The sequence below is a fragment of the Alphaproteobacteria bacterium genome, from assembly GCA_041396705.1.
Lineage (GTDB): Bacteria > Pseudomonadota > Alphaproteobacteria > CALKHQ01 > CALKHQ01 > CALKHQ01.
In genome coordinates this window covers 366,365-391,229 of sequence record JAWKYB010000003.1, presented here as the reverse complement: position 1 = coordinate 391,229, position 24,865 = coordinate 366,365, and the positions used below count along the sequence as shown (strand labels likewise).

The 24,865-nt window shown below is 70.6% G+C and carries 23 protein-coding genes; 13 read left to right on the top strand and 10 right to left on the bottom strand.

Annotated elements, in window-relative coordinates:
* Nucleotides 1-186 precede the first annotated feature (186 nt).
* Entirely contained in the window at nt 187-930 is a 744-nt protein-coding gene (locus R3F55_05275) for a hypothetical protein (GenBank protein MEZ5666836.1), read from the top strand.
* 225 nt (nt 931-1,155) lie between these two features.
* On the opposite strand, the gene R3F55_05270 is transcribed toward R3F55_05275, so the two are convergent.
* The 5 genes from R3F55_05270 to R3F55_05250 form a co-directional block, all read right to left on the bottom strand.
* A complete protein-coding gene (locus R3F55_05270) occupies nt 1,156-1,947 on the bottom strand; it encodes a DUF2259 domain-containing protein (GenBank protein MEZ5666835.1) in 792 nt (263 codons plus the stop codon).
* A 110-nt stretch (nt 1,948-2,057) separates the two neighbouring features.
* Nucleotides 2,058-3,815 (bottom strand): iron ABC transporter permease, encoded by a 1,758-nt coding sequence (locus R3F55_05265; protein ID MEZ5666834.1) that lies wholly within the window; start codon nt 3,813-3,815, stop codon nt 2,058-2,060.
* Nucleotides 3,816-3,887: 72 nt separating this feature from the next.
* Nucleotides 3,888-4,268 (bottom strand): cupin, encoded by a 381-nt coding sequence (locus R3F55_05260; protein ID MEZ5666833.1) that lies wholly within the window; start codon nt 4,266-4,268, stop codon nt 3,888-3,890.
* 14 nt (nt 4,269-4,282) lie between these two features.
* A complete protein-coding gene (locus tag R3F55_05255; protein ID MEZ5666832.1) occupies nt 4,283-5,770 on the bottom strand; it encodes a 4-hydroxyphenylacetate 3-hydroxylase N-terminal domain-containing protein in 1,488 nt (495 codons plus the stop codon).
* Nucleotides 5,771-5,822: 52 nt separating this feature from the next.
* Nucleotides 5,823-6,398: a MarR family winged helix-turn-helix transcriptional regulator gene (locus R3F55_05250; protein ID MEZ5666831.1), complete on the bottom strand. Its 576-nt coding sequence runs from the start codon at nt 6,396-6,398 to the stop codon at nt 5,823-5,825.
* Nucleotides 6,399-6,537: 139 nt separating this feature from the next.
* Between R3F55_05250 and R3F55_05245 the strand changes: the two genes are divergently transcribed.
* The gene (locus R3F55_05245; protein MEZ5666830.1) at nt 6,538-7,233 is read left to right on the top strand and encodes a DUF2848 domain-containing protein; all 696 of its coding nucleotides are present in this window, start codon (nt 6,538-6,540) and stop codon (nt 7,231-7,233) included.
* A gap of 142 nt (nt 7,234-7,375) precedes the next feature.
* On the opposite strand, the gene R3F55_05240 is transcribed toward R3F55_05245, so the two are convergent.
* The 4 genes from R3F55_05240 to R3F55_05225 all read right to left on the bottom strand — a co-directional run bounded on the left by R3F55_05240 (nt 7,376) and on the right by R3F55_05225 (nt 11,157).
* Nucleotides 7,376-8,665, bottom strand: a complete 1,290-nt coding sequence (locus R3F55_05240) for a UbiD family decarboxylase (GenBank protein MEZ5666829.1) — start codon at nt 8,663-8,665, stop codon at nt 7,376-7,378.
* Nucleotides 8,662-10,056: a UbiD family decarboxylase gene (locus tag R3F55_05235; GenBank protein ID MEZ5666828.1), complete on the bottom strand. Its 1,395-nt coding sequence runs from the start codon at nt 10,054-10,056 to the stop codon at nt 8,662-8,664. The genes R3F55_05240 and R3F55_05235 overlap by 4 nt, the downstream gene beginning before the upstream one ends.
* Nucleotides 10,053-10,802 carry a hypothetical protein gene (locus R3F55_05230; protein MEZ5666827.1) on the bottom strand — a complete coding sequence of 250 codons (750 nt, stop codon included), beginning with the start codon at nt 10,800-10,802 and terminating at the stop codon, nt 10,053-10,055. Before R3F55_05230 ends, R3F55_05235 begins: the two co-directional genes overlap by 4 nt.
* A gap of 73 nt (nt 10,803-10,875) precedes the next feature.
* Entirely contained in the window at nt 10,876-11,157 is a 282-nt protein-coding gene (locus tag R3F55_05225; GenBank protein ID MEZ5666826.1) for a DUF2277 domain-containing protein, read from the bottom strand.
* A gap of 214 nt (nt 11,158-11,371) precedes the next feature.
* On the opposite strand from R3F55_05225, the gene R3F55_05220 reads away from it, so the two are divergent.
* Nucleotides 11,372-12,676, top strand: coding sequence for an MFS transporter (locus R3F55_05220; protein MEZ5666825.1), 1,305 nt, complete (start codon nt 11,372-11,374; stop codon nt 12,674-12,676).
* 130 nt (nt 12,677-12,806) lie between these two features.
* On the top strand, nt 12,807-13,898 hold the full coding sequence (locus R3F55_05215; protein MEZ5666824.1) for an extracellular solute-binding protein: 1,092 nt from the start codon (nt 12,807-12,809) through the stop codon (nt 13,896-13,898).
* A 100-nt stretch (nt 13,899-13,998) separates the two neighbouring features.
* Here the strand turns inward: R3F55_05215 and R3F55_05210 are convergent, their stop codons facing one another.
* A complete protein-coding gene (locus R3F55_05210) occupies nt 13,999-14,766 on the bottom strand; it encodes a glucose 1-dehydrogenase (protein ID MEZ5666823.1) in 768 nt (255 codons plus the stop codon).
* Between the two features lie 144 nt (nt 14,767-14,910).
* Between R3F55_05210 and R3F55_05205 the strand changes: the two genes are divergently transcribed.
* The 9 genes from R3F55_05205 (at nt 14,911) to R3F55_05165 (ending at nt 24,844) form a co-directional block, all read left to right on the top strand.
* Nucleotides 14,911-16,458 carry a hydantoinase/oxoprolinase family protein gene (locus tag R3F55_05205; GenBank protein ID MEZ5666822.1) on the top strand — a complete coding sequence of 516 codons (1,548 nt, stop codon included), beginning with the start codon at nt 14,911-14,913 and terminating at the stop codon, nt 16,456-16,458.
* Nucleotides 16,459-16,471: 13 nt separating this feature from the next.
* Nucleotides 16,472-17,563 (top strand): DUF917 domain-containing protein, encoded by a 1,092-nt coding sequence (locus tag R3F55_05200; GenBank protein ID MEZ5666821.1) that lies wholly within the window; start codon nt 16,472-16,474, stop codon nt 17,561-17,563.
* A gap of 18 nt (nt 17,564-17,581) precedes the next feature.
* A complete protein-coding gene (locus R3F55_05195) occupies nt 17,582-18,328 on the top strand; it encodes a creatininase family protein (protein MEZ5666820.1) in 747 nt (248 codons plus the stop codon).
* A 230-nt stretch (nt 18,329-18,558) separates the two neighbouring features.
* A complete protein-coding gene (locus tag R3F55_05190) occupies nt 18,559-19,323 on the top strand; it encodes an aspartate/glutamate racemase family protein (protein MEZ5666819.1) in 765 nt (254 codons plus the stop codon).
* Between the two features lie 45 nt (nt 19,324-19,368).
* The gene (locus R3F55_05185) at nt 19,369-20,286 is read left to right on the top strand and encodes an ABC transporter permease (protein MEZ5666818.1); all 918 of its coding nucleotides are present in this window, start codon (nt 19,369-19,371) and stop codon (nt 20,284-20,286) included.
* A complete protein-coding gene (locus R3F55_05180; GenBank protein MEZ5666817.1) occupies nt 20,286-21,155 on the top strand; it encodes an ABC transporter permease in 870 nt (289 codons plus the stop codon). Before R3F55_05185 ends, R3F55_05180 begins: the two co-directional genes overlap by 1 nt.
* Nucleotides 21,156-21,205: 50 nt before the next feature.
* A complete protein-coding gene (locus R3F55_05175; GenBank protein MEZ5666816.1) occupies nt 21,206-22,354 on the top strand; it encodes an ABC transporter substrate-binding protein in 1,149 nt (382 codons plus the stop codon).
* Between the two features lie 55 nt (nt 22,355-22,409).
* Nucleotides 22,410-23,552 carry an ABC transporter substrate-binding protein gene (locus tag R3F55_05170; GenBank protein ID MEZ5666815.1) on the top strand — a complete coding sequence of 381 codons (1,143 nt, stop codon included), beginning with the start codon at nt 22,410-22,412 and terminating at the stop codon, nt 23,550-23,552.
* A gap of 212 nt (nt 23,553-23,764) precedes the next feature.
* The gene (locus R3F55_05165; protein ID MEZ5666814.1) at nt 23,765-24,844 is read left to right on the top strand and encodes an ABC transporter ATP-binding protein; all 1,080 of its coding nucleotides are present in this window, start codon (nt 23,765-23,767) and stop codon (nt 24,842-24,844) included.
* Nucleotides 24,845-24,865 lie beyond the last annotated feature (21 nt).

Genomic DNA, 24,865 nt, shown 5'->3' with positions numbered 1-24,865 from the left:
GACTGCGCGCAGCGCAATCCGGGCCGGCGGTCTTGGGGCCGGATCCCGGATTTCGTTCACGCTCCATCCGCGCTGCGGCGTCGGCTGCCGCGATTCCGCCACAGTCGGGCGGCCAGCATTGGCGGCGACGGTGCTATCCTGGGGGCCGTTGCGGCGGCAGAGTCGGCGGGTGTGGAGGGGAATGCGATGCGGATCGGCGGACGGCGTTCCGGCGGGCGATTCGATCATGTGCGGCGTGCGCTGCAGGCGACGGCGGTCGCGTCGGCGCTGGCCGTGCTCGCCGCAACCCATGCCTCGGCGCAGGAGTGTCCGGACCCGGGGTTGCAGCGCCTGCTCGACCTGACCAACGGCCGCCAGCCGCTCAGCTCGCAGATCTATGCGCCGCAGCCCGGCTGGCGCCTGTTCGTGCATCCGGGCGCGCCGATCCTGACCTTCTACCATCCGCCCGACTGGCAGGCGGCGCCGCTGCAGCAATATGGCGCGGTCGGCGTGCTGCTGACGTCGCCCGACGGGCGCGCCGCACTGCAGATCTATTCGACGCCGCCGTCGGGGCCGGTCAGTTCGCAGCAGGCCGCCCAGATGGCGCTTGCCAGCATGTTCGGCCAGAATCCGCGCGTGCGGCTGCTGTGCGGCCAGGACCTCGACCAGCCCGGCGCGGTGCCGGTCGCTGTCAGCTTTCTCGGCGCCGGCGACGGCCAGGCGCTCGGCGCGACCGTGGCCACGGTGATCTACGACGCGCTGAACGGCGCGCCGACCTGGGTCGACATGCGCTCCGTCGTCGGGCCGCAGCACGCGCTGGACGACCTGCTGCTCGGCGTGTTCCTGCCGGTACTGGCGCAGCTTGAGGACAACGGCCGTGGCGGCGGTGGCGGTACCAGCGACGATGATGACGACGACGATGATGACGATGACGACGGGAACGGCGGCTGACCGTCAGTAGCGGCGCTGGCCTGACCCCTTATCGGCACCGCCGCGTAGCCCGGATGGAGCGCAGCGCAATCCGGGGCGGCGGTCTCGGGGCGAGGTCCCGGATTTCGCTTGCGCTCAATCCGGGCTACGGCGTCGTGCGATCAAACCAAGTCGGTCATTGCCCAATCGCCCGCCAGCCGCGCCGTCGGGCATGACGCATGGGGGAGCCGGCTTGCGCTCCGGCGGTCAGGGCATCCCTTCGACCACGGCGGTGACCGGCACGAAGCGCCAGTCGGGACCCTCGAAGCCGGGGCGCGTCAGCTGCACCAGCACCAGCAGCGCAGTGGTGCGGCCGCGGCAGCACTCGGCCTGGCTGGGCAGGCCGGGCAGGTAGGCGATCACGCTGTGGATGCGATAGCCGGTCGGGCAGCCGCGGGCGGCGGGCAGGGCGGTGTCGTCGTGCAGCGCAACCGTCGCGCCCTCGTCCAGGGTCAGGGTCAGCGCGAACAGCATCGGCGGCTCGCCATAGTCCGGGCAGTCCGGTGCGTCGGCCGGGCGCTCGGTGAGCTGCAGCACTTCGCGGTCCTGCATCCAGTAGGGATTGAACGCGGCACCCAGCGACATCCGCACCGTATGCGGCGGCGCGTCGAGGTCGCTGGGCGGACGGGCGATCACCAGCGTGCCGGCATTGCCGTCGACGATGCCGCTGGCGGCCAGCGTCGGCGCCGCCGCGGCGCGCGCCTGCGCCCGGGCCATGGCCAGTCCGTCGTCGCGCTCGGCCTCCGTCATCGCCTCGTAGTCGAGCAGCACCGCGACCCGCGCCCCATCGACCGGGCGGTCGGCGGCGACGTCGAGCACTTCGATGGCGGAATAGAACGAGCCGGAGCCGTCCTGCACGCCATATTCCTCGACCGCGACGAAGGCGCCGTCGACGGAAAAGCCGATCACTTCGGCCCGCGCCATGTCGCCGGCCACGGCAGGTGCCGCCGCGGCGCCGAGGCCGGCCGCGAGCGCGAACGCGCCGCATCGCCGCCGCATCGATCGGAACCCGCACCGCGCCATCGCCTGCCCCGCACCCCGCCGTCTCTCCAGGCAGCGTTGCCCGCGATTGTGGCGGATGTACAGCGCGGTAGCGCGCCGGCGGCCGGCTAGCCCTGCTGGCGGCTGAACTTCACCACCAGCATGCGGCCGATCACGGTGAACACCACCAGCGCGACGATCAGCAGGACGCCCAGCGCGGTTGCCCTGCCGGGGTCGCCGTCGTCCCAGGCGTGCCACAGCTCGACCGACAGCATGCGGCTGTCGCGGCTGGACAGCAGCACCGGGATCGAGAAGTTGCGCAGCGCGTGCGCCGCCACCCAGATCCAGCCGCTGATGAAGCTGGGCAGCAGCAGCGGCAGCACGATGCGCCGCATCACCGTGCGCCATTTGGCGCCGGAGACCTTGCCCGCCTCCTCCATTTCGACGTGCAGCTGGGCGACCGCGCCGTTCATGGTGCGGGTGCCGAAGGCGAGATAGTGCACGACCAGGCCCAGCACGATGATCCAGATCGAGCCGTAGAGCGACAGGTCGGCCATCGGCGGCTGGGTGAAGACGATGATGATGGCGACGCCGACGATCACGCCGGGGATGGCGTTGGGCAGGAACATGATGCCGTCGACCACCCCGCGCCCGCGGAAGCGCATGCGTTGTACGCCCCAGGCGACGATCAGCGCGATGGCCATGGTCAGGGTGCCGGCGACCACCGCGACCAGGATGGTGTTCAGGGTGGCGTCCCAGATCTTCGGGTCGGCGAAGATCTCGGCGTAGTTGCGCAGGTTCGCGGTCTGCAGCAGCTCCCAGGTCGGCGGGCGATACAGCGGCTGCAGCGAGCTCCACAGCAGGATCAGGCACGGCGCCACGATGGTCAGCAGGGTGTACAGCACCACCATCGCGAAGCAGGGATAGCGCCACTTGCCCAGCTTGACGATGCGCGGGCGATAGCCCTTGCCGGTGATGGTGACATAGCGGCCGAGCCGCCCGGCCTGGCGCCGGTACCACCAGACCAGCAGGATCGACAGGATCAGGAAGGTGGCGCCCAGCGCCGCGGAGATGCCGTATTGCGGCGGCGAGAAGCGCTGGGTGGAGAAGTAGATGTATGAGGAGAAGACGTAGACCTCGCCCGGCAGGCCGACCACCAGCGGCACCTCCAGCGATTCCAGGCTGGTCATGAAGCTGTAGATGCCGCCGGCCATGATCGCCGGGGTCAGCAGCGGCAGCAGGATGCGGAAGAAGGTGCGCCGGTTGCTGGCGCCGGAGATGCGCGCGGCCTCCTCCAGGTTCGGGTCCATCGTGCGGAAGGCGCCGACGATGATCATGAACACCGTGGTCACGCCGCGCAGGCCGTCGAGGAAGATCAGCCCGCCCATCGAATAGATGTTCAGCGGGCCTTCGCGCATCTCCCAGCCGAACAGCCCGAGGACATCGCGCATCCAGACGTTGAACAGCCCGATGCGCGGCGACAGCAGGAAGGTCCAGGAGATCGCGAACAGGATGCCGGGGATGGCGATCGGCACCAGCAGCAGCATCCAGGCGACGTTGCGGAACGGCATGTCGGTCCGCTCGGTCAGGAAGGCGAAGAACACCGCCAGGCTGACCGAGATCGCGGTGCCGCACAGCGCCAGCACCAGCGTGTTGCCGAGCATGGTGTAGGTCTGGCCGTCGCCATAGGCGCCGGTGTAGTTGCCCAGCGTGAACGGACCCGGGTTCCAGGGGGTGCCGGAGCGGAAGCTGAAGATCAGCAGCACCGCCAGCGGCACCAGCACCAGCAGCACGGCCAGCGCGATGATGAAGCCGGGCAGCAGGTTGCCGGAGTTGCCCAGCACGTAGCGGTGCCAGCCGCGTGCGCCGGCCTCGCTCAGCGCCATGGCCGGGCCCGGCAGCCAGGCCCGATGCGGGGCGTGCGGGCGCAGGCGGCCTGCGCGGTCCGGGCTAGGCGCTCAGGCATTGTCGTAATAGTGGACCTCCAGCAGCAGGCAGCCGCCCTCGGAGCGGAACGGGCCGTGATAGACGCCGGGCGGCCGGCAGGCATAGGTGTTGGGCGCGAAGCGCTCGCCGCCCTTGCCTTGCGCGTCGCTGCCGACGAACAGGTCGCCGGAGACGAGATAGACCTCTTCCCAATAGTCGTGGACGAAGGGCGCGGTGGTGTACGCGCCGGGGTCGAAGCGCAAAAGGCGCGTACGGGTGCCGGCCTTGCCGGCCTCGTCCAGCGCGCCGGCCAGGATCTTCTGCTCCAGGCCCTGCGGATAGCCCGGCGGCGTCTCCCAGCCGTCCTTCAGGTCGACCGGATGGAATTCGAGATGGGCCTTGTTGACGGTCATGCGCTTTCCCCGGCTCAGGCGGCGACGCCCTTGGCGCCCTTCGATTTCTCGGCCAGCACGCCGTCGAGGTCGTAGCCGGCGAGGAAGCCGTCGACCATGGCGGCCGAGCGCTGCCAGTCGAAGCAGCGGAACGAGTGGCCCTTGGTGACGAACGCGGCGCCGGCATAGAACATCTCGTACTGCAGGTGGCGCGAGGCGAATTCCGAGCCGATCGCGTCCCAGGCCAGCCGATAGAACTTCACCTTCTCCTCGGCGCTGGCCGCCGGCGACTGCTGGGTCTTCCCGATCAGCGCGGCCAGCTCCGGGCTGGCGAAGTCGCGGGCGGAGGAGGGCTGCATGATCATGCCGCCGCCGGCCAGCTCGCGGATCGCGGTGGTGATTTTCGGATAGAGCTGCTGGGTCAGCACCTGCGCCGTGTACAGCGTGTGCCGGTCGGGCAGGTAGTAGGCGCCGCGATGGCCGCCCTTGGCCTCCATGCCGGCGACCAGGCCCTCGACCATGCCGACCTCGGCGGCGATCTGGCCCAGCATCTCGCGCACCTGCGGGAAGCCGAGGATGCCGTTGACCTCGGCGATGCGGTGGGCGATGCCGGCCAGGAAGCGCAGCTTGACCATCAGCCGGATCTGCGCCTGGTAGTTCTGGTAGACGTGGGCCGGGGTGTCGTGGAACTGGGCCAGGCACAGCCGCACGTCGCCGGCGACGAACACCCGGTCCCACGGCACGCGCACGTCGTCGAAATACAGCACCGCGTCGTTCTCGTCGTAGCGGCTGGACAGCGGGCTGTCGAAAACGTTGTCGGACGCCGCCTCGTAGGACTTGCGCGACAGGATCTGCAGGCCGGGGGCGTTCATCGGGATGGCGAAGGAAACGGCATAGCGCTCCTCGCCCGGCTTCAGCGGCTGGATGGTGGTGACCAGCACCTCGTTGGCCATGATGCCGGCGGTCGACAGCATCTTGGCGCCGCGGATGGTCAGACCCGCCGCGTCCTGGTCGACGATGCCGGCGACGAGATCGTCGGTCTGCTGCTCGCCGGCCGAGAGCGCGCGGTTGGCCTGCGGGTTGATGATGACGTAGGTGAGATAGAGGTCGTTGTCGCGGGCATAGCGGTAGTAGGCGGCGAGCGCCGCGCCGCGCTCCGGCCCGAATACCTCCGGCGCCATCGCCATGCCGGTGATGCACGAGGCGACGTGGTCGGGCGAGCGGCCGAGGAAGCCGGCGTGCAGCGCCGACCACTGCTCCAGCGCCTGGCGGCGGCCGACCAGTTCGTCATAGCTGGTCGGCATCTGCCACATGCGGTTGGCCGCACCGTCGCCGTCCGCGGGCGCATAGGTCAGCGTCGCGCGCAGCTCGGGGCGGTGCTGGGCGTCGTAGAGGCCGCAGACGGAGGCGACCGAACGGCGGAACGCCGGGTCGACCGTCACATCCTTCACCAGGGTACCGTCGATGTGGACCCTGCGGCCGTCGCGCAGCGACTGGAGGTGTTCGGCACCGGTCTTGATCACTGCCGGTTCTCCCTGGCTGTTCGGCCGCTCACGGCCGGGTGCATGGCCGCGCTCACCGCTCGCGGATGCCGGACGCCGGGGTCGCGCCGCCGCCGGCGAGATAGTCGACCAGGGCCACCGCCTCGTCGCCCGACGCGATCAGTTCGCCCATCAACCAGCTCAGGGCGCGGAACGCGTCCTTGTCCAGCGGCCGGAACAACAGGTCGTTGACCTCCGCCTGCGCCGGCGCCAGGTCGGACAGCAGCTGCAGGCCCTTCGCGGTCACGGTCAGTCGCACCCGGCGGCGGTCCTGCTCGTCGGGCTGCTTGTCGACCAGCCCCAGCTTGACCAGCTGGCCGCTGACCAGGGTGACGAAGGACCCGGTCAGGCCCAGGTCCTCGGCGATCCGGGTCACGCCGACGCCTTCCTCGCCCTGCAGGTGCGCGATGGAGATCAGCGTCGTATACTGGATGCCGGTCAGACCGATGATCGAGGCGAAGCCGGAGCGCACCGCCTCCAGCCGCGCCGAGAAGGCGAGCAGCCGGTGGACGAAGGTGCGGAACGCCAGGTCCGAACCCTCGACCAGTAGCTCGGGCGAGGAGACGGTGGGCGGGGTGTTGGCCGCCGCGGCCGGGTTCTCCGCCTTCAACGGACCGGTTCCTGATACTGTCGACGCATGTTGGACACTCAAATTACCTTTGGGACTTCGCAAATTTCTAAAGGTACCTTATCGTGGCTGTCAATGGGATGACGCCCGCAGGGCGGGGGATTCGGGGAGATCGCGGACGATGGCATCCGAGGCGCTGACATTTGCCTGCACGTTCAGGGACAGGGTGGAGCGGCGCAGCTGCGCGATCGGCACGCTGGTCATCGCCGGCTGGACCGGGCGCGACCAGGCCAAGGTCGACGAGCACATCGCCGAACTGGCCGCGCTGGGGGTCAAGCCGCCGGCAACGACCCCGTGCTTCTACCGGGTCTCCGCCGCCAATCTGACCACGGCCGACCGCATCCAGGTCGCCGGCACCGATTCCACCGGCGAGGCCGAGGCGGTGCTGGTGTTCATGGACGACGGCATCTGGGTCGGTGTCGGCTCCGACCACACCGACCGGGTGCTGGAGGCGACCGGCGTGACCCTGTCGAAGCAGCTGTGCGCCAAGCCGGTGTCGCAGACGCTGTGGCGCCTGGACGACGTGCACGACCACTGGGACCGGATCGCGCTGCGGGCCGAGGCGACCATCGACGGCGCGCCGCGGCTGTACCAGGACGGCACGCTGGCGGCGATGCGTCCGCCGGCGGACCTGATGGAGCGCTACGGCAAGTCCGGCGGCACGCTGGGGCCGGGCGCCGCCATGTACTGCGGCACCCTGCCGGTCCACGGCGGCATCGCGTTCGCCACCGCGTTCGAGGTCTCGCTGGAAGACCCGGTGCTCGGCCGGCGCATCGCCCACCGCTATGCGATCGAGCCGCTGCCGGTGATCGGCTGACGGCTGTCCTCAGGCCCGGCCTTGTGCCGGGAATCTTGCGCCGTTCCGCGCGCCGTCCGGTGGAGATGGCCGGCACAAGCCCGGCCATGACGTGCTTCGGGGACTGGGGCCGAACGCCGCCGACGCTGGCCATCCGCGATGTCTAGTCCGGCAGGAAGTCCTCCAGCCTGACGCTGGCGAGGTTCTTCGGAATGGCGCGGGCGAAACCGGCGCGCTTCTCGGCCTGGGTCAGCGGCGGCATGGTGGAATCGACGAACCACTTGGTGCCGGCGCGGACCGCGGCTGCCGGTGCGCGGTCGACGGCGCCCATCGCCATGTTGCCGATGGTCGCCACGTCGATCTCGCCGTGCAGGCGGCTGGCCATCGACCAGACGATGTCGCGCAGGTCGCGCACGTCGACGTCCTCGTCGACGCCGATGGCGATCTCCGGCGCCAGGTGCGGCGACGACAGCGCCGCCATCAGCGCGGTCTTCGACTGGCCGCCGATGCGCGGCCGGATCTTCAGCGCCGCCACCCGGTTGGCGGTCTCCGGGAACACCACGACGTCGATCACGTCGACGCCGCCCTCCACCGTGGCGACATGGCGGGCGAGCACGGTTTCCGCCGCCAGCGCCTCCAGCGCCAGCAGCTCGGTCGCCGTATCCGGCCGGCCCATCAGGTGCAGCACCGGTGCCGTGCGGGCGACGACGCCGCCCGGCACCAGCCGCAGCGCATCGCCGTCGCCGGCGAGCGCGCCGTGCACTGCCATCTCCGCCTCGGCCGGCAGCGGCGGCGAATCGTTGCTCGGCAACACGCAGGCCAGGCCGGCGCCGAGAATGCCGCCGGCCTGGGCCAGGGCGTCGCCGGCGGCGCCGCCGGCCAGCGCGGCGGCGACCAGGGCGGCCGGCGGCGCGCCGAATACCAGCGCGGCAGATGCGCCCTGCTGCGCGGCCGCGGCGGCGGCCTTGCGCAGCCGCCAGGGCAGCGGGCCGATCCGCCAGGCGGCTTCGGTATCGCGGCCGGCGGTGACCAGGGCCAGCAGCGGGGCGGCACTGCCGGGCTGCGCCACGACGAGCAGCGCGCCGAGGCCGCCGCCGGCATCCGGCGCGGCGGCGTCGCGGGTGGCGAGCAGCGGCGCGTCGGCGGCCGCCACCGGACGCGGGTCGACCGGCCGTTCCAGCCGGCCGCCGAGCCAGCCCGGCAGGCCGTCGGCCGGTCCGCCCAGCACCGCGGCGAGCCGCGCCCGGTCGGCGTAGACCGCCGCGACCGCCGGCCTGCCGCCCGGTCCCGCCGCGATGCGGCTGGCCTGGGCGCGGCGGAAGTCGACCGCGCGGGCGACGCGCAGCGCCTCGGCCGCATCGGCGACGGGTGCGCGGATCTCGGCGAGGCGGCCGGCCGCTGCCAGCCGCTCGACGGCCTCGCGCAGGCTGGCGGCGGGACCGTCGCCGCTCACAGGTAGCGCTCCAGGTCGAACGCGTCGCCGCCGGCGCCGAACGGATAGCCGCCGAGGTCGGCGGCACCGGCCTCGGCGGGCAGGGTGGCATCGATCATCACCTTGGTGCCCATCCGGTACATCGCGCTGCGGCCCTCCTCGATCGGCGAGGCGTTGTCGAGGGTGAAGACCCGGGTGGAGTCCACCTTCTGCACGTCGCGGCCGGCGTCGACCCGGTTGGCGATCGACCAGAACACCTGGCGCGGGTCCGACGCGTCGATGTCGGCGTCGACCGCGACCGCCACCTTTGGGTGGAGGTAGGGGCTGGACAGCGCCGCGGTCAGCGCCGACATCGCCTGGCCGGCGAACTGGGGCCTGAGCTTGATCACCACCATCATCGGCGACATCGTCGCCAGGCAGCGCAAGTCGTCGAGTTCCAGCCCGCCGCACACGTCCTGCAGGTGCCGCCACAGCCGCATCTCGATTGTGGCGCAGATGATCGAGTGGGTGTCGCTGGGGGGCAGTCCGCACTGCATGGCATAGAAGATCGGGTCGGCGCGCCGCGTCACCGCCTTGACCCGGAACAGCGGCGTCGAGCCCTCCTGGGCGTAAGTGCCGGTGACCTCGCCGAACGGGCCCTCCGGCGTGCGCTCGCCGGGCACCAGCTCGCCCTCCAGCACCAGCTCGGCCTCGGCCGGCACCTCCATATCGATGGTCTCGCAGCGGACCAGCCGGATCGGGTCCTCGAGCAGGCCGCCGGCGATGTGCAGCTCGTCCTGGCCGTAGGGCGCGACATAGCCGGCGGCGAACATGATCAGCGGATGGCCGCCGATCACCATCGCCGCTTCCATCGGACGGCCGAGCTCGCCGTAGCGCTGGAAGATCTTCAGCGCCTGGCGCGGGCAGATCAGGTAGCCGGTGGTGTTGGCGGAGACCACCTGGGCGCGGTGCACCGACATGTTGCGGATGCCGGTGTCGGGATCCTTGATGATGCACATGCCCGACGCGATGTAGCGGCCGGGGTCGCGTTCCGAGGTCCACATCGCCGGGATCCGGGTCAGGTCGACCTCGGAGCCGATCTCGACCACCTGTTTCACCGGGGCGTCTGCCGCGTCGACCAGCACCGGGTTGAGCGGGCGGGCGATGCGCCGCTCCAGCGTTGCCACCACCTCCGCCTCCGGCACGCCGAGCGCGACGCCCCACTTGCGCCGGTTGGCGACGATCTGGCTGGCCACGCGCCAATCCGGGTGGCCCTTGACCCGGTCGAACAGACAGCTCTTGCCGCGCTCGGAAAAGGCCTTCCAGCTGACCGCGGACAGGGTCTCGTCCGGGTCGATCTCGGCGGTGAAGCGGATCAACTCGCCCGCCGCCTCCAGCGCGGCGAGGTGGCGGCGGATCGACTGGTCGGTCATGGGCGGGGCCCGTCGAACGGGGTGGCGGCGGGGCGGACGGCGTCGAAGCCGATCCGGTCGGCGAGCATCGCGTAGGACGCCTCCAGCCGCATCGCCGGGCTGAGCGGGTCGGCGGCGCATTCGCGGCACATCAGCAGGCCGCTGAGCCGGCCGCAGCGCGCCTCGGCCAGTGCGCCGCCGCTGAAGCCGTGCGGCAGCCAGCCGGCCGCGGCCAGGCGCCCGGCCCGCTGCGGATCGCCTTGGCCGGCCGCCAGTGTCGCCGCCGCCAGGTCGCGCTGCATGGCGGCGCGACGCACGGCATGGTCGGCGACGCAGCAGGGCGGATAGCCGAGCAGCCCGGCCTCCTCGGCGGCATCGAGGGTGGCGGTGCGGCAGTTGGCCAGCCGGGCCAGCAATTCCGGGCAGGCGCTGATTGCAACCAGGCGCTTGCGCGTGCGCGCCGCCAGCACGGCCTCGACGAACCAGCGCGGCACGCGGTCGAACTCGCCCAGCGAGACCCAGGGCCGGCACGGTGCGACGACCAGGCCGCAGCGCTCGGCGGCGCCGGTATAGCGGTCGAGCCGCTCGGCATCGGTGTCGAAGCCGATCGCCGCCACCGGCTTCAGCGCGGCGGCAACGGCAAGGATGTCGAGGATCTCGCGGCGCGCGTCGTCGTCGGCGTCGTGCGACAGGGCGAAGGACGAGGCGATGAGCCCGGCGAGGGCGCCCGTCGGCGGGCCGGCGTCGGCGGCGGGAGAGGCGTTCATCGGCGCATGATAGCTTGGGAAATTGGCTTTGGCGATTAGCTTTGTCGCATCCGCATATCGCTGTGGCCGCGGATCATGCCGCGCCGCTGCCGGCAAAGCGCCGCGCCGAGCGCGCACGGGCCCGGTCGGCCTCGACCGCGCGGTCGCGCGGCGGCGCCGAGGTCACCAGCCCGTCGACAAGGCTGCGCGCCGCGGCGGCGACCTCGTCGACGGCCCGGTCGAAGACCGCCCGGTTGGCCTGCGACGGCCGCGTTCCGCCGCTCAGCTTGCGGACGAACTGCAGGGCGGCGGCGCGCACCTCCGCGTCGGTGGCCGGCGGCTTGAAATTGTGCAACGTGCGGATGTTGCGGCACATGCGCCCCTCCAGCGGCTGCGTCGCCGACGGCGACGGTGCCGGATCATCCACCGATCGCCGCCGGTTGGCGAGTGCGCCGTGCGGCATCCGGACCGCGGCGAAAGGGTGGAAGCGGCGAGCCGCCAAAACGCTAATGGACATAGCTTTCTTGCTTAGCTTTGTTGCACACAAGATTCGCGTCGCCTTCCCCCGGCGAAACCGCTAGATAGCGCCCATGCGCATCTTGCGGGCGTTGGGCGGAACGGACTTCTCCGCGGTCGTGCGGCTGGCACGCAACCGCGACTTCGCCCTCTACTCCGGCGGCAAGATCCTGGCCAACCTCGGCGAGTGGGCGCAGCGGGTGACCATCGGCTGGCTGACCTGGCAGCTGACCGAATCCGCCTTCTGGCTGGGCGTGATCGGCTTCGCCGACCTGTTCCCGACCGTGGTGATCGGCGCCATCGCCGGCACGGTGGTCGACCGCAGCGACTACATGAAGCTGGTCAAGGGCGTGCAGGTGGCCGCCGTGCTGGTGTCGCTGGCGCTGACCCTGTTCACCGCCTTCGGCGCGCTGACCATCGGCATCCTGGCCGTGCTGACCCTGCTGCGCGGCATCGCCCAGGCGTTCTACCGGCCGGCGCGGATGGTGCTGGTCTACAACCTGGTCGACGACCGCGACCTGCCGTCGGCGATCGCGATCAGCTCGATCATCTTCAACGCCGCCCGGTTCGTCGGCCCGGCGGTCGGCGGCGCGCTGATGCTGTGGGGCGGGCCGGTGCTGTCCTTCGCGGTGGCGGCGGCGACCTACGTGCTGTTCCTGGTCGCGCTGCAGGTGATGGACGTGGCGCCGATGACGCCGGCCAGGGCCGGGCGGCGCGGTCTCTTGCGCGAAACGGCGGACGGGGTGCGCCACGCCTTTTCCGCCCCGGGCATCGCCCTGCTGCTGGTGGTGGTGATCGTGATCGCGCTGGCGGTACGGCCATTCCTCGAGCTGCTGCCGGCCTTCGCCGACGAGGTGTTTGCCGGCGGCATCGGCAGCCTGACGCTGCTGCTGACCGCCAACGGCCTCGGTGCAACGCTGGCTGGCCTGTGGCTGGCCGGGCGGCCCGGCGGGGTCAGCGGCCTGACCCGGGTGGTCGTGGCCAACGTACTGGCCATCGGCCTGTCGGTGGCGGCCTTCGCATTGGTCCCCTGGCTGTGGCTGGCGCTGCCGTTGCTGACGGTGGCCGGCTTCTGCCTGGTGGTGCAGGGCGTGGCGGTGCAGACGCTGGTGCAGGCGTCGGTGGCGCCGGCGATGCGCGGGCGCGTGCTCGGCCTCTATGCCCTGCTGGCGCGCGGCTGCCCGGCGCTGGGCGCTCTGGCGATCGGCGGCCTGGCCGAGTGGCTCGGGCCGCAGGCCCCGGTGGCGATCGGCGGCGCGCTCGCCGTCGTCCTGTGGCTGCTGCTGCTGGGCCGGCGCGAGGCGGTCGCGCGCGCCGTCGAACGGCGCCCGGACGAGGCGCCGAAACCGGTCAGCGAGCACGGCGACGTGGCCGAATAGGCCGGGTCGGCCGGTGCCGCTTCGCGCCGCCGACGGCAGCGACTCGAAAATCACCTATTGACTCCGGGGATCGGCCGGGCGCGAATCTACCGAGGTAAATTAGCTTTGGAAAAAAACTAAGGAGGGCGACATGTCGATGGATTCGAAGTGGTGGGCCCGTCTCTCGGGTGCCGCCGCGGTCTGCCTGCTTCCGGCGGCGGCCTCGGCGCAGAGCGCGTTCGAGCAGCTGGTTGCCCAGGCGCAGGCGGAGGTCGAGGCGCGCGGCGGCAAGCTCGCCATCGCGATGGACTGGACCGAGGACGACGCCGCGGCGGCATTGGCCGCGTTCCAGGCCGAATTCCCGTGGATCACCGAGATCGAGTACACCCGCGAGACCGGCGTCGGCCCGTTCGGCCGCTACCTGATCGAGATCCAGCAGGGCATCCTGCCGCCCTACGACATCATGCACGTCGCCAGCGAATTCGAGCAGCAGTACTGGGACGACGGCGCCTTCGTGATGCCGCCGTTCGACTACAACGAGGTCGCCGCCTCGCTGCCGGCCGACTGGCCGGCGATCGACCCGGCGGCGATGGACCCGGAGGGCCGCTTCCTCGCCACCACCGGCAACACCCGCGGCATCGCCTGGAACCCGGAGCTGGTCGGCGACGACGTGCCGACCACCTGGGCCGACTGCGCCGATCCGAAGTGGCGCGGCCAGGTGGTGATGGACGCCCGCAACAAGGGCCAGGCGTTCCAGTACGACGCGCAGGAGCGCGAGCGCCACATCGCCTGGCTGCACGACATGCGCGACAACGAGACCGTGTTCGAGCGCGGCCAGTCGCGCGTGCTGCAGGCGGTCGCCGCCGGCGAATACGCCATCGCCTGCCTGGTCAACTTCCACACCACCCAGCGCATGATCGAGCGCGACGGCGTGACCACGCTGCAGTTCGGCCTGGGCGAGAGCATCCCGCTGGAGCTGGCGTCGCGGCTGTTCGTGCTGAAGGGCTCGGAGACCCCGGCCACCGTGCAGCTGTTCGCGGTGTGGACCGTGACCAAGGGCCAGACCTACATCGACGAGACCGGCTATCGCGGCTTCCCGTGGATCGCCGGCACCCGGCTGCACGACGCCGCCGAGGGCAAGTACATCGCGCTGTGCGACGCCGAATGCGCCAACCACTTCGAGGAATACAACGCCGAGTATATCGACATCCTCGGCTTCCCGGCGGCACTGGCGGAGGAATAACGGGGGAGGGGCGCACTCCGCGCGCGCCCGCTCGACTGAAGGCGCCGCCCGGCCACCGGGCGGCGCTTTTTTTCTTGCGCGCGGCGGCTGCCTGCCGCTCTCACCAGAGGGTGTAGCCGCCGTCGACCACGTAGACCGAGCCGGTGACGAAGGACGCGGCGTCGCTGGCCAGCAGCAGGGCGATCGGCGCGATCTCGTCGACGCTGCCGTAGCGCTGCATCGGCACCTCGTCCTTCCAGTAGTGGCGGTAGTCCTCGTATTCCGTGCTGGCGATCTCGGTGCGGACATAGCCGGGGGCGATGGCGTTGACCCGCACCCCGCGGGTCGCCCACTCCGCCGCCAGCGACCGGGTCATGTGGTGCAGCGCCGCCTTGGAGATGCCGTAGGGGGCGTGCCACTGCGGCCGGTTGACGATCATCCCCGACATCGAGCCGATGTTGACGATGCTGCCGCGCCCGCGCGCGACCATGTGGCGGCCGACGATCTGGCTGGCCTTCCAGGCGCCCTCCAGGTTGATCGCGAACAGGCGCTGCCAGTCGTCGTCGGGCAGCGTCAGCGCGTCGGCATGGAAGCCGATGCCGGCATTGTTCACCAGCGTGTCGACCTGGCCGAATTCGGCCAGGGTCGTATCGAGCATCGCCTGCAGCGCGGCGCGGTCGGCGACGTCGACTTCGACCGCCATCGCCGTTGCGCCGGCCCGGCGCAGCTCGTCGACCGCCGCCGCGCTCCTGGCGGTGTCGCGGGCGGCGATCACCACCGCCGAGCCTGCTTCCGCCAGCCCCTGCGCGATGGCGCGGCCGATGCCGCGGTTGCCGCCGGTGACGATCGAGACGCGCCCGGCCATCGAGAACTTGTCCATGATGCTCATGCGATTTCCCTCCCTGCGACGCGTCGGCCGCGACCCGCGGCAGGGTAGCCGCCGATGCCGTGCAGGGCGATGCCAGCTTTTGCTGGCGAGCGGCGGGCCGATCTTTGCATGATGGCGGCACGAACGGGGACGGGGGGTGCTGTCGTGCGGATCGGGGTCGATGTCGGCGGGACGAACACCGATGCGGTGCTGCTGGACGGCGACCGCGTCGTCGCCTCGGTGAAGGCGCCGACGACCGCCGATGTCGGCGGCGGCATCGTCGCAGCGGTGCGCGACGTGCTGGCCGGGGCCGGCGTGGCCGCCGGCACGCTCGACAGCGTGATGATCGGCACCACCCAGTTCACCAACGCCTTCGTCGAGCGCCGCCGCCTGATCGAGGTGGCGGTCATCCGGCTGGCGCTGCCGGCGACGACGAGCCTGCCGCCGCTGGTCGACTGGCCGGCCGACCTGGTCGAGCGGGTCGGCCGCAACGTGTACATGGCGCACGGCGGCTACGAGTTCGACGGCCGCCGCATCTCCGCCCTGCGCGAGCCGGAGATCATGGCGGCGGTGCGCGACATCAAGGCCAGGGGGCTGCGCTCGGTCGCGGTCAGCTCGGTGTTCGCGCCGATGAACAACGACATGGAGAAGCGGGTCGAGGAGATCGTCCGCGACGCGATCCCCGACGCCCACGTCACCCTGTCCAGCGAGATCGGCCGCATCGGCATGGTCGAGCGCGAGAATGCGGCGGTGATGAACGCCTCGCTGATGGACCTGTCGCAGCGGGTGGTCGGCGCCTTCCGGCGCGCGCTCGGCGAGCTCGGCGTCACCGCGCCGTTCTTTATCAGCCAGAACGACGGCACGCTGATGACCGCGGAGTTCGTCGAGCGGTTCCCGGTGCTGACCTTTGCCTCCGGGCCGACCAACTCGATGCGCGGCGCGGCCTTCCTGTCCGGCCTCGACGAGGCCGTGGTGGTCGATATCGGCGGCACCACCACCGACATCGGCGTGCTGGCGCAGGGCTTCCCGCGCGAATCCGCCATCGCGGTCGACGTCGGCGGGGTGAAGACCAATTTCCGCATGCCCGACGTGCTGTCGATCGGCCTGGGCGGCGGCAGCCTGGTCCGCGACGGCGGCGCCCGCATCGGGCCGGATTCGGTGGGTTTCGAGCTGACCGAGAAGGCGCTGGTGTTCGGCGGCGACGTGCTGACCGCGTCCGACCTCGCGGTGGCCGCCGGCGCCGCGTCGATGGGCGATGCCGGCCGTCTCGCCGGGATCGACCGGGCGACGGTGGCCGCCGGCATGGACCGCATCCATGCCATGCTGGAAGAGGGCATCGACCGGATGAAGACCAGCGCCGAGCCGGTGCCGGTGGTGCTGGTCGGCGGCGGAGGGGTGCTGGTCGACCGGCCGCTGGCCGGTGTCGCCCGCATCGACCGCCCGGAGCATGCGGCGGTCGCCAACGCCATCGGCGCGGCGATCGCCCAGGTCGGCGGCGAGGTCGACCGCGTCTTCTCCTACGATGCCAAGGGCCGCGACGCGGCGCTGGACGAGGCCCGGCAGGAGGCGACCGACCGCGCCGTCGCCGCCGGCGCGCGCGACGGCTCGGTCCGCATCATCGAGGTGGACGAGGTGCCGCTGACCTATCTGCCCGGCGGCGCGGTGCGGGTGCGGGTCAAGGCCGTCGGCGACCTCGCCGGCGCCACCGCCTGAACGGAGCGTAGCCATGGAACTGACGCTGGACTGCCTGCACGATTTCGCCCGCGGCGCCGCGTTCCTCGGCACCGGCGGCGGCGGCGATCCCTATGTCGGGCGGCTGATCCTGCAGCAGCAGCTGGCCGGCGGGAAGACGGTCACGCTGATCGATCCCAACGACCTCGACGACGACGCGCTGGTGATCCCGGTCGCCAACATGGGCGCGCCGACGGTGCTGGTGGAGCGCTTCCCCAGCGGCCCTTCCGCCGTCGCCGCGGTGCGCAAGGCGGAGGAGCTGCTCGGCGAGAAGGCGGTGGCGGTGATGCCGATCGAGGCCGGCGGGGTCAACGCCACCCTGCCGTGCGTGGTCGGCTCGCTGATGGGCCTGCCGGTGGTCGACGCCGACGGCATGGGCCGCGCCTTCCCGGAGCTGCAGATGACCACCTTCGGCATCTACGGCATTCCCGGCAGCCCCGTCGTGATCAAGGACGAGCACGACAACGAGGTGGTGGTGAACGCGGTCGACAACGAGACCGCGGAGTGGCTGGCGCGGGTGGTGTGCATCCGCATGGGCGGCAAGGCGGAGATCACGCTGTATCCGATGCGCGGGCGCGACGCCAAGGCCAAGTCGGTGCACCACACCATCTCGCTGGCGCTCGAGATCGGCCGGGCGATCGGCGCGGCCCGCGCCGCCCACGCCGACCCGTTCGCCGCGCTGCAAACGTTCTTCGCCCAGGCCGCGCCGCCGCGCCATTGCCGGGTGCTGTTCGACGGCAAGATCGTCGACCTGCTGCGCGAGACCACCCGCGGCTTCGCCATCGGCCGGCTGGTGCTGCAGGCGCTGGACGGCAGCGACACGCGGATGGAGGTGGTGTTCCAGAACGAGTATCTGCACGCCCGCATCGGCGCGCGCACGCTGGCGATGGCGCCGGACCTGATCTGCGTGCTGGACCGCGAGACCGCCGAGCCGATCACCGCCGACGGGCTGAAATACGGCCAGCGGGTCAAGGTGGTCGGCGTCAGCGTGCCGCCGGTGATGCGCACGCCCGAGGCGCTGGCGGTGTGGGGCCCCCGCATCTTCGGGCTCGACATGGACTATGTGCCGCTGGAGGCGATGGCCTGAGCGGCCGGGAGGGGCGCCGTGCTGCTGCAACTGAGCACCTGGCCCGAGGTCGAGGCCTATCTCGCACGCTCGACCGGCATCGTGGTGCCGGTCGGCTCGACCGAGCAGCACGGCCCGAACGGCGTGATCGGCACCGACGCGATCTGCGCCGAGGCGGTCGCGCGCGGCGTGGGCGAGCGCGCCGGCGCGATGGTGGCGCCGACCTTCAACGTCGGCATGGCCCAGCACCACCTGGCGTTTCCAGGCTCGATCACGCTCAGGCCGTCGACCATGGTGGCGGCGCTGTGCGACTGGGTGAACTCGCTGGCCCGCAACGGCTTCGCCCGCTTCCTGTTCGTCAACGGCCACGGCGGCAACATCGCGCCGGTGACGACGGCCTTTTCCGAGGTCTATGCCCAGTCCAGCCTGCGCGGGCCCGGCAACGGCGCGGCGGTGGCCTGCCGCCTGGTCAACTGGTGGCAGGGTCCGCGGGTGGCCGCGCTGAGCCGCGAGCTCTACGGCGACAAGGAGGGCATGCACGCGACCCCGTCGGAAGTGGCGGTGACGCAATACCTGCATGCCGAGGCGATCCGCGACGTGCCGCTGGAGCCGGAGGTCGCGCCGGCCGGCAGCTTCTTCGACGCCGAGGACTATCGGCGTCGCTATCCCGACGGCCGCATCGGCTCGGCGCCCGGACTGGCCACGCCGGAGGCGGGCGGCCGGCTGCTGGCGGCCGCGGTCGACGAGATCGCCGCGGTCTACCGGGCATTCCTGGCTGCGGCGTGATCCGGCGCGGTGCGGCCGCGGCTCGGCTGCCCAAGATTTCGGCAATTGCAGGACGCCGTAGCCCGGTCTAACCTGCCGTTGGCGCCGTATCGTTTCAGCTTGGCGTGGCACGCGGCTTGCGTCGATCTGACCCGGGCCGCCATCGGGGGCCGCCCCGCAACGGCCCCGGACGGCGGAATGATGGCGCGTCCGCCGTCCGGCATCCCGGACCGGCGAAGGGGGAGCAGGTCATGACCAAGCACATCCGCGTCGTAACGCCGATCACCACCCACGGTTTCCGCAAGAAATCCGATTTCGACGGGCTGGCCGGTCCCGGCACGCTGATCAGCCATGTCGAGATCGACCGAGGCCCCGCCTCGATCGAGTGCGAGTATGACGAGATGCTCGCCATCCCGGACACGGTGGCGAAGATCATCGAGGCGGAGCGCGACGGCGCCCAGGCGGTGATCATCGACTGCATGGGCGACCCCGGCCTGAAGGCGGGCCGCGAGTGCGTGTCCATTCCGGTGCTCGGACCCTGCGAGGCGGCGATGCACCTGGCCGCGATGCTGGGCCACACCTTCAGCGTGATCACGGTGCTGAAGCGGCTGCGGGTGCAGTTCGAGAACCAGGCCAAGCTTTATGGCTGCTGGGACAAATACGCCTCGACCCGCGCGGTCGATATCCCGGTGCTGGCGCTGGAAGGGGACCTCGGCATCACCAAGCGCACGCTGACCGAGCAGGCGCTGCTGGCGGTGGAGCAGGATGGCGCCGACGCCATCATCTTCGGCTGCACCGGCATGCTCGGCTGCGCCGAGGCGGTGCGCGACGGGCTGCTCGCCCGCGGCTACGACATTCCGGTGATCGACCCGGTGCCGGCGGCGGTGCGGCTGGCCTCGGCGCTGATCGACATGGGCATCAGCCACAGCCGCGTCGCCTATGCCCCGCCGCCGGCCAAGCCGGTGGTCGGCTACGACATGCCGGCGATGGCGGCGCATAAGCAGGCGGCGGAATAGCGGCGTGACGGTCGCGCGGCGCGTGAGGGGCGGGGGCATGGCACGGTGACGGCGACCGCGGCCGATGCCGTTGCGCTCGACGGATTCGGGCGCAACCTCCGCTCGTTCCTGACCAGCAGCAAGGTGTTCTGGCTGATCCTGCCCGCCTTCGCCTTCTTTCTGATCTTCTTCATCCTGCCGGTGGTGTCGCTGTTCCTGATCAGCATCGACGAGCCGATGGCCGGCGTGGTCGAGCCGCAGTGGCAGTTCACCTTCGAGAACTTCGCGCGCTTCTTCACCCGCAGCACCTACTACTGGGCAGCGCTGCGCTCGATCGGCATGGCCAGCCTGGTCGCCGTGATCACGCTGATCCTCGGCTACCCGCTGGCCTACATGATCGCCAAGACGGCCCATCCCGCGCGCAACACCTTCTACATGATCCTGGTGCTGTGCGCGATGCAGCTGGATATGGTGATCCGGCTGTACGGGCTGATGGTGCTGATGGGCGACAACGGGCTGATCAACGGGCCGCTGCTGCGCGCCGGCTGGATCAAGGAACCGCTGCCGCTGATGTACAACTTCACCGGCGTCGTGGTGGGCCTGGTGCAGTTCACCCTGCCGTTCATGGTGCTGTCGCTGATCGGCATCATCCGCGGCATCCATCCCTCGCTGGAGGAGGCCGCGCGCAGCCTCGGCGCCACCCGGCGCACGGCGTTCTGGCGGATCGTGTTCCCGCTGTCGATGCCGGGCGTGCTGGCCGGCTCGCTGCTGGTGTTCGCGATCTCGATCAGCTCCTACGTGGTGCCGGCGCTGATGGGCGGGTGGAAGGTGGTGGTGATGCCGATTCACATCTACCAGCAGATCGCCGAGCTGGGGAAATGGCAGTTCGGCGCGGCGATCGCGGTGGTGCTGTTCGCCACCAGCGTACTGGCGGTGGTGGTCTACCAGCGCTATGCCGCGCGCACGGCGGGAGGGCGGACCTGATGGCCGGCGCGGCGGTATCCGGCGAACGGCCGGCGCACCGGGTCCGGCCGGGCCGCCGCTGGGCGGAGGCCGACGTCGCCCTGCCGTTCCGCATCGGCGCGTGGATCGCCTTCGTGGTGCTGCTGCTGCCGGTGGTGATCGTGGTGCTGGCCGGGCTGAACTCCGGCGACTACCTGGAATTCCCGCCGCAGGGGCTGTCGCTGCGCTGGGTGATCGACTTCCTGACCTCCGACACCTGGATGAGCGCCTATCTGTTCAGCCTGCTGCTGGCGCTGGTCACCATGGTCATCTCGACCATCCTCGGCACGATGGCGGCGATCGTCCTGTCGCGCTACCGCTTTCCCGGCCGCGACCTGCTGCGGGCGTATTTCCTGTCGCCGCTGATCCTGCCGGGCGTCGTGCTCGGCCTGGCGCTGTACGTGTTCTACGTCACCACCGACCTCGGGCTGGCGCGCAGCCTGCCTGGGCTGGTGATCGGCCATGTGCTGGTGACCTGCCCCTATGTGATCGGCACGGTGTCGGCGGCGCTGGTCGCCTTCGACACGTCGCTGGAGGAAGCGGCGCGCAGCCTGGGCGCGAGCCCGTGGACCGCATTCCGCAAGATCACGCTGCCGAATATCGGCGCCGGCATGTCGGCGGGCGCGATCTTCGCCTTCATCGTGTCGTTCGGCCAGTTCGACGTCTCGCTGTTCCTCAGCACGCCGAACCTGGAGCCGCTGCCGATCGCGCTGTACATCTCGCTTCGCTACAAGTTCGAGCCGACTGCGGCGGCGGCCGGCATCTTCGCGATCCTGCTGGTGGTGGTGTCGATGCTGATCACCGCCAAGCTGGTCAACATGCGCAACTTCGGGGGAATCAAGTTCAGCTGACGGCCGCATGCCGCGGCTGGCCGCTGCTTGCCAGGGAGAGGAGAGGGAGCATGGCCGGGAAACGGGGACCGAGCGCGCCGGGCGGCGACGGGGTGGCCGCGACGAGGACGGGCGTCTCCAGGCGCCATGTCCTCGCCGGCGCCGGTGCGGCCGCGGCGGGCGTGCACCTGTTCAACATCAACCACGCCTGGAGCCAGGACGTCAGCTATGACGGCGGCGTGTTCGACGCCGGCGGCGCCACGCTGAACATCGGCGAGTGGGGCGGCTTCTGGGAAGAGTTCGTCCGCGCCAACCTGCTCGACCAGTTCATGGCCGACTTCAACTGCCAGATCTCCTACGACAGCGCCTGGCCTTGGTTCCCGAAATACGTCGCCGGCGGGCCGCAGCAGCCGGTCTACGACATCACCAACTGGAACCTGCCGGAGATGTTCAAGACCGCCGGCGCCGGCGACTTCTTCCTGACGCCGGAGGAGATCGCGGCGAACTGCCCGAATGCGCAGAACGTGTGGCCGTTCGCCACCGCCAACGGCATCGGCGTCACCTGGGGCTTCGGCCAGTACTGCTATGCGTGGCGGACCGACCTGGCCGACCCGGCACCGACCGACTTCAAGTCGTTCTGGCAGGACCAGTATGCCGACAAGCGCGGCACCTACATCACCTCGAACACCCTGCAGATGGTGTTCTTCATGACCGCGTCGGGCGTGTTCGGCAGCGGCACCGACGACATCGACGCCGGCTACGAGGCGATGGAAGCGGCGATGCCGATGAAGATCTCCGACTTCACCGGCAACATGCAGACGCTGATCGAGCGCGGCGAGGTCGCCATCGGCGTGCAGTGGGAAGGCGAGGTCTGGAACCAGGTCGACAAGGGCGTCGCGGTCGACGCGATGGTCTGGCAGGAGTTCAAGCCGATCCTGACCCAGACCAAGACGATCAGCCGCTATTCCGAGCCGATGCAGAAGAAGCTGGCGCTGGCGCTGCTGCACCGCACGCTGAGCCCGGAGTTCATCAAGGCGTTCGGCGAGACCTTCTACATGCGCCCGACCCACAAGGAGGCGGTGATCCCGGACAACCTGGCCAGCAAGGGCGTGGTCAACTCGGCCGACGCCATCGAGGGCCTGTGGATCCCGGACTGGGCCTGGTATTTGGAGAACGAGGACGACATCGTCGAGACCGTGAACGAGATTTTCGCCGGCTGAGCGGGCGACCGCAACGGCCGGACAAGCAATGCCAAACCGAGAGGGGAGACGGAACATGGCGAAGCGAGACGAGACCAAAGCAGGCGGCGCGGCGGCGGCCGGGGACAACGGCGTTTCCCGGCGCCGCGTGCTGGCCGGTGCCGGCGCGGCGGCGGCCGGCGTCCACCTGTTCAACATCAACCACGCCTGGAGCCAGGACGTGTCCTACGACGGCGGCGTGTTCGACGCCGGCGGCGCCACGCTGCCGATCGCGGAATGGGGCGGCTTCTGGGAAGAGAACATCCGCGAGCTGCTGATCAACGACTTCGAGCGCGACTTCAACTGCAAGGTCGAATACGACAGCACCTGGCCCTGGTTCCCGAAGTTCGTCGCCGGCGGGCCGGAAAACCCGCCCTATGCGTCGACCAACTGGAACCTGCCGGAGATGTTCAAGACCGCGCGGGCCGGCGACTATTTCCTGTCGCAGGAGGAGATCATCGCCAACGTGCCCAACGCGGCCGGCGTGTGGCCGTTCGCGCTGAACAACGGCGTCGGCATCACCTGGGCGTTCGGGCGCTACTGCTATTCCTACCGCACCGACCTGGCCGACCCGGCGCCGGCGATCTTCGAGGACTTCTGGCAGGACCAGTACAGCGACAAGCGCGCCACCTACATCACGTCGAACACGCTGTTCATGGCGTTCTTCATGACGGCGGCCGCCATCTTCGGCGAGGACGAGCACGACATGGAGGCCGGCCTCGACGCGATGCGCCGGGCGATGCCGATGAAGATCTCAGACTTCACCGGCAACATGTCGACGCTGATCGAACGCGGCGAGGCGACCATCGGCGTGCATGTCGACGGCGAGGTCTACATGCAGCAGGAAGCCGGGGTGCCGGTGGCGCCGATGATGTGGGAGCAGCGCAAGCCGATCCTGACCCAGACCCAGACGCTGAGCCGCTATTCCGATCCGATGCAGAAGAAGCTGGCGATGGCTCTGCTCAACCGCCGGCTCGACCCGGAGTTCATCACCAAGTTCGACGGCGTGTTCTACCTGCGGCCGACCCACAGCGAGGCGGCGGTGCATGAGAACCTCGCCGCCCACGGGGTCGAGAACACCGCCGACGCGGTCGACGGGCTGTGGATCCCGGACTGGAACTGGTGGCTGGAGAACGAGGACGAGATCGTCGAGACGGTGAACGAGATCTTCGCCGGCTGACCCACGACGCGTTCGTCCGGTCCGTTCCCGTGCCGACCCGCCCCGGCAAGGCCGCGTTCCGCGCGGATCGCGGCTTTGCGCAACCGCCGGGGCGGGCGCCATCGCGCCTTGTTCGCGGATTGGCCCTTGCCCCGCGCCAGTGTTCTCCTGCCACGCCCGTCCCCTGTCCGGGGGCGGGCGGCCGCTCCCGCCCAAGCTGAGGGATTCTGCCGTTGTCGAACGTCGAGATCGTCGAGCTGTCGAAGCGCTATGGCGACACCCAGGCGCTGCTGCCGACCAGTTTGAAGGTCGAGGAGGGCGAGTTCTTCTCGCTGCTCGGGCCGTCGGGTTGCGGCAAGACCACCACGCTGCGGATGGTGGCGGGTTTCGTGCAGCCGACCTCCGGCGCGATCCTGATCGGCGGCAACGACGTCACCTTCATGCCGCCGGAGAAGCGCGGCATCGGGATCGTGTTCCAGAACTACGCGATCTTCCCGCACATGAACGTGTTCGACAACATCGCCTTCGGCCTGCGGCTGCGCCGGCGTCCGCCCGCGGAGATCCGCAAGCAGGTGGCCGCGGCGCTGGAGCAGGTCGGGCTGGCCGGCTACGAGCGGCGCTTCCAGCGCGAACTCAGCGGCGGCGAGCAGCAGCGGGTGGCGCTGGCCCGCGTGCTGATCACCGAGCCGCGCATCCTGCTGCTCGACGAGCCGCTCAGCGCGCTCGACAAGAAGCTGCGCGAGGAGATGAAGTACTGGATCAAGAACCTGCAGCGCGAGCTGAGGATCACCACGCTCTACGTCACTCACGACCAGGGCGAGGCGCTGACCATGTCCGACCGCATCGCGGTGATGAACAAGGGCGTGGTCGCCCAGGTCGGCACGCCGCAGCAGATCTACGAGCACCCGTCGAGCCGCTTCGTCACCGAGTTCATCGGCGAGTCAAACATCCTTGTTGCCACGGTGCAGGCGCCGGACGGCGACGGCTATCGGCTGGGCATCGGCCCGCACCAGGTCAAGGCGCCGCGCAACGGACCGCTGAACGCCGGGGCCGAAGTCGCGCTGGTGATCCGGCCGGAGCGGGTGCTGGTCGGGCCGGAGGCGGAGGCGGCGAGCGCCGCCGACCTCAACCGGCTGACGGCGCGGGTGCTGGACCACAGCTATCAGGGCGCCTTCATCCGCTATCGTCTCGACATCGACGGCCAGATCATCGTCGCCGAGGCGCCGAACCGCAGCGACCGTGCGGTGCTGCCCGACCAGGCCCGGGTCGCGGTGGCCTGGCCCGCCGCCGGCACCGCGCTGCTGCCGCAGTGAGACGCGCCGTGCACGCGACCC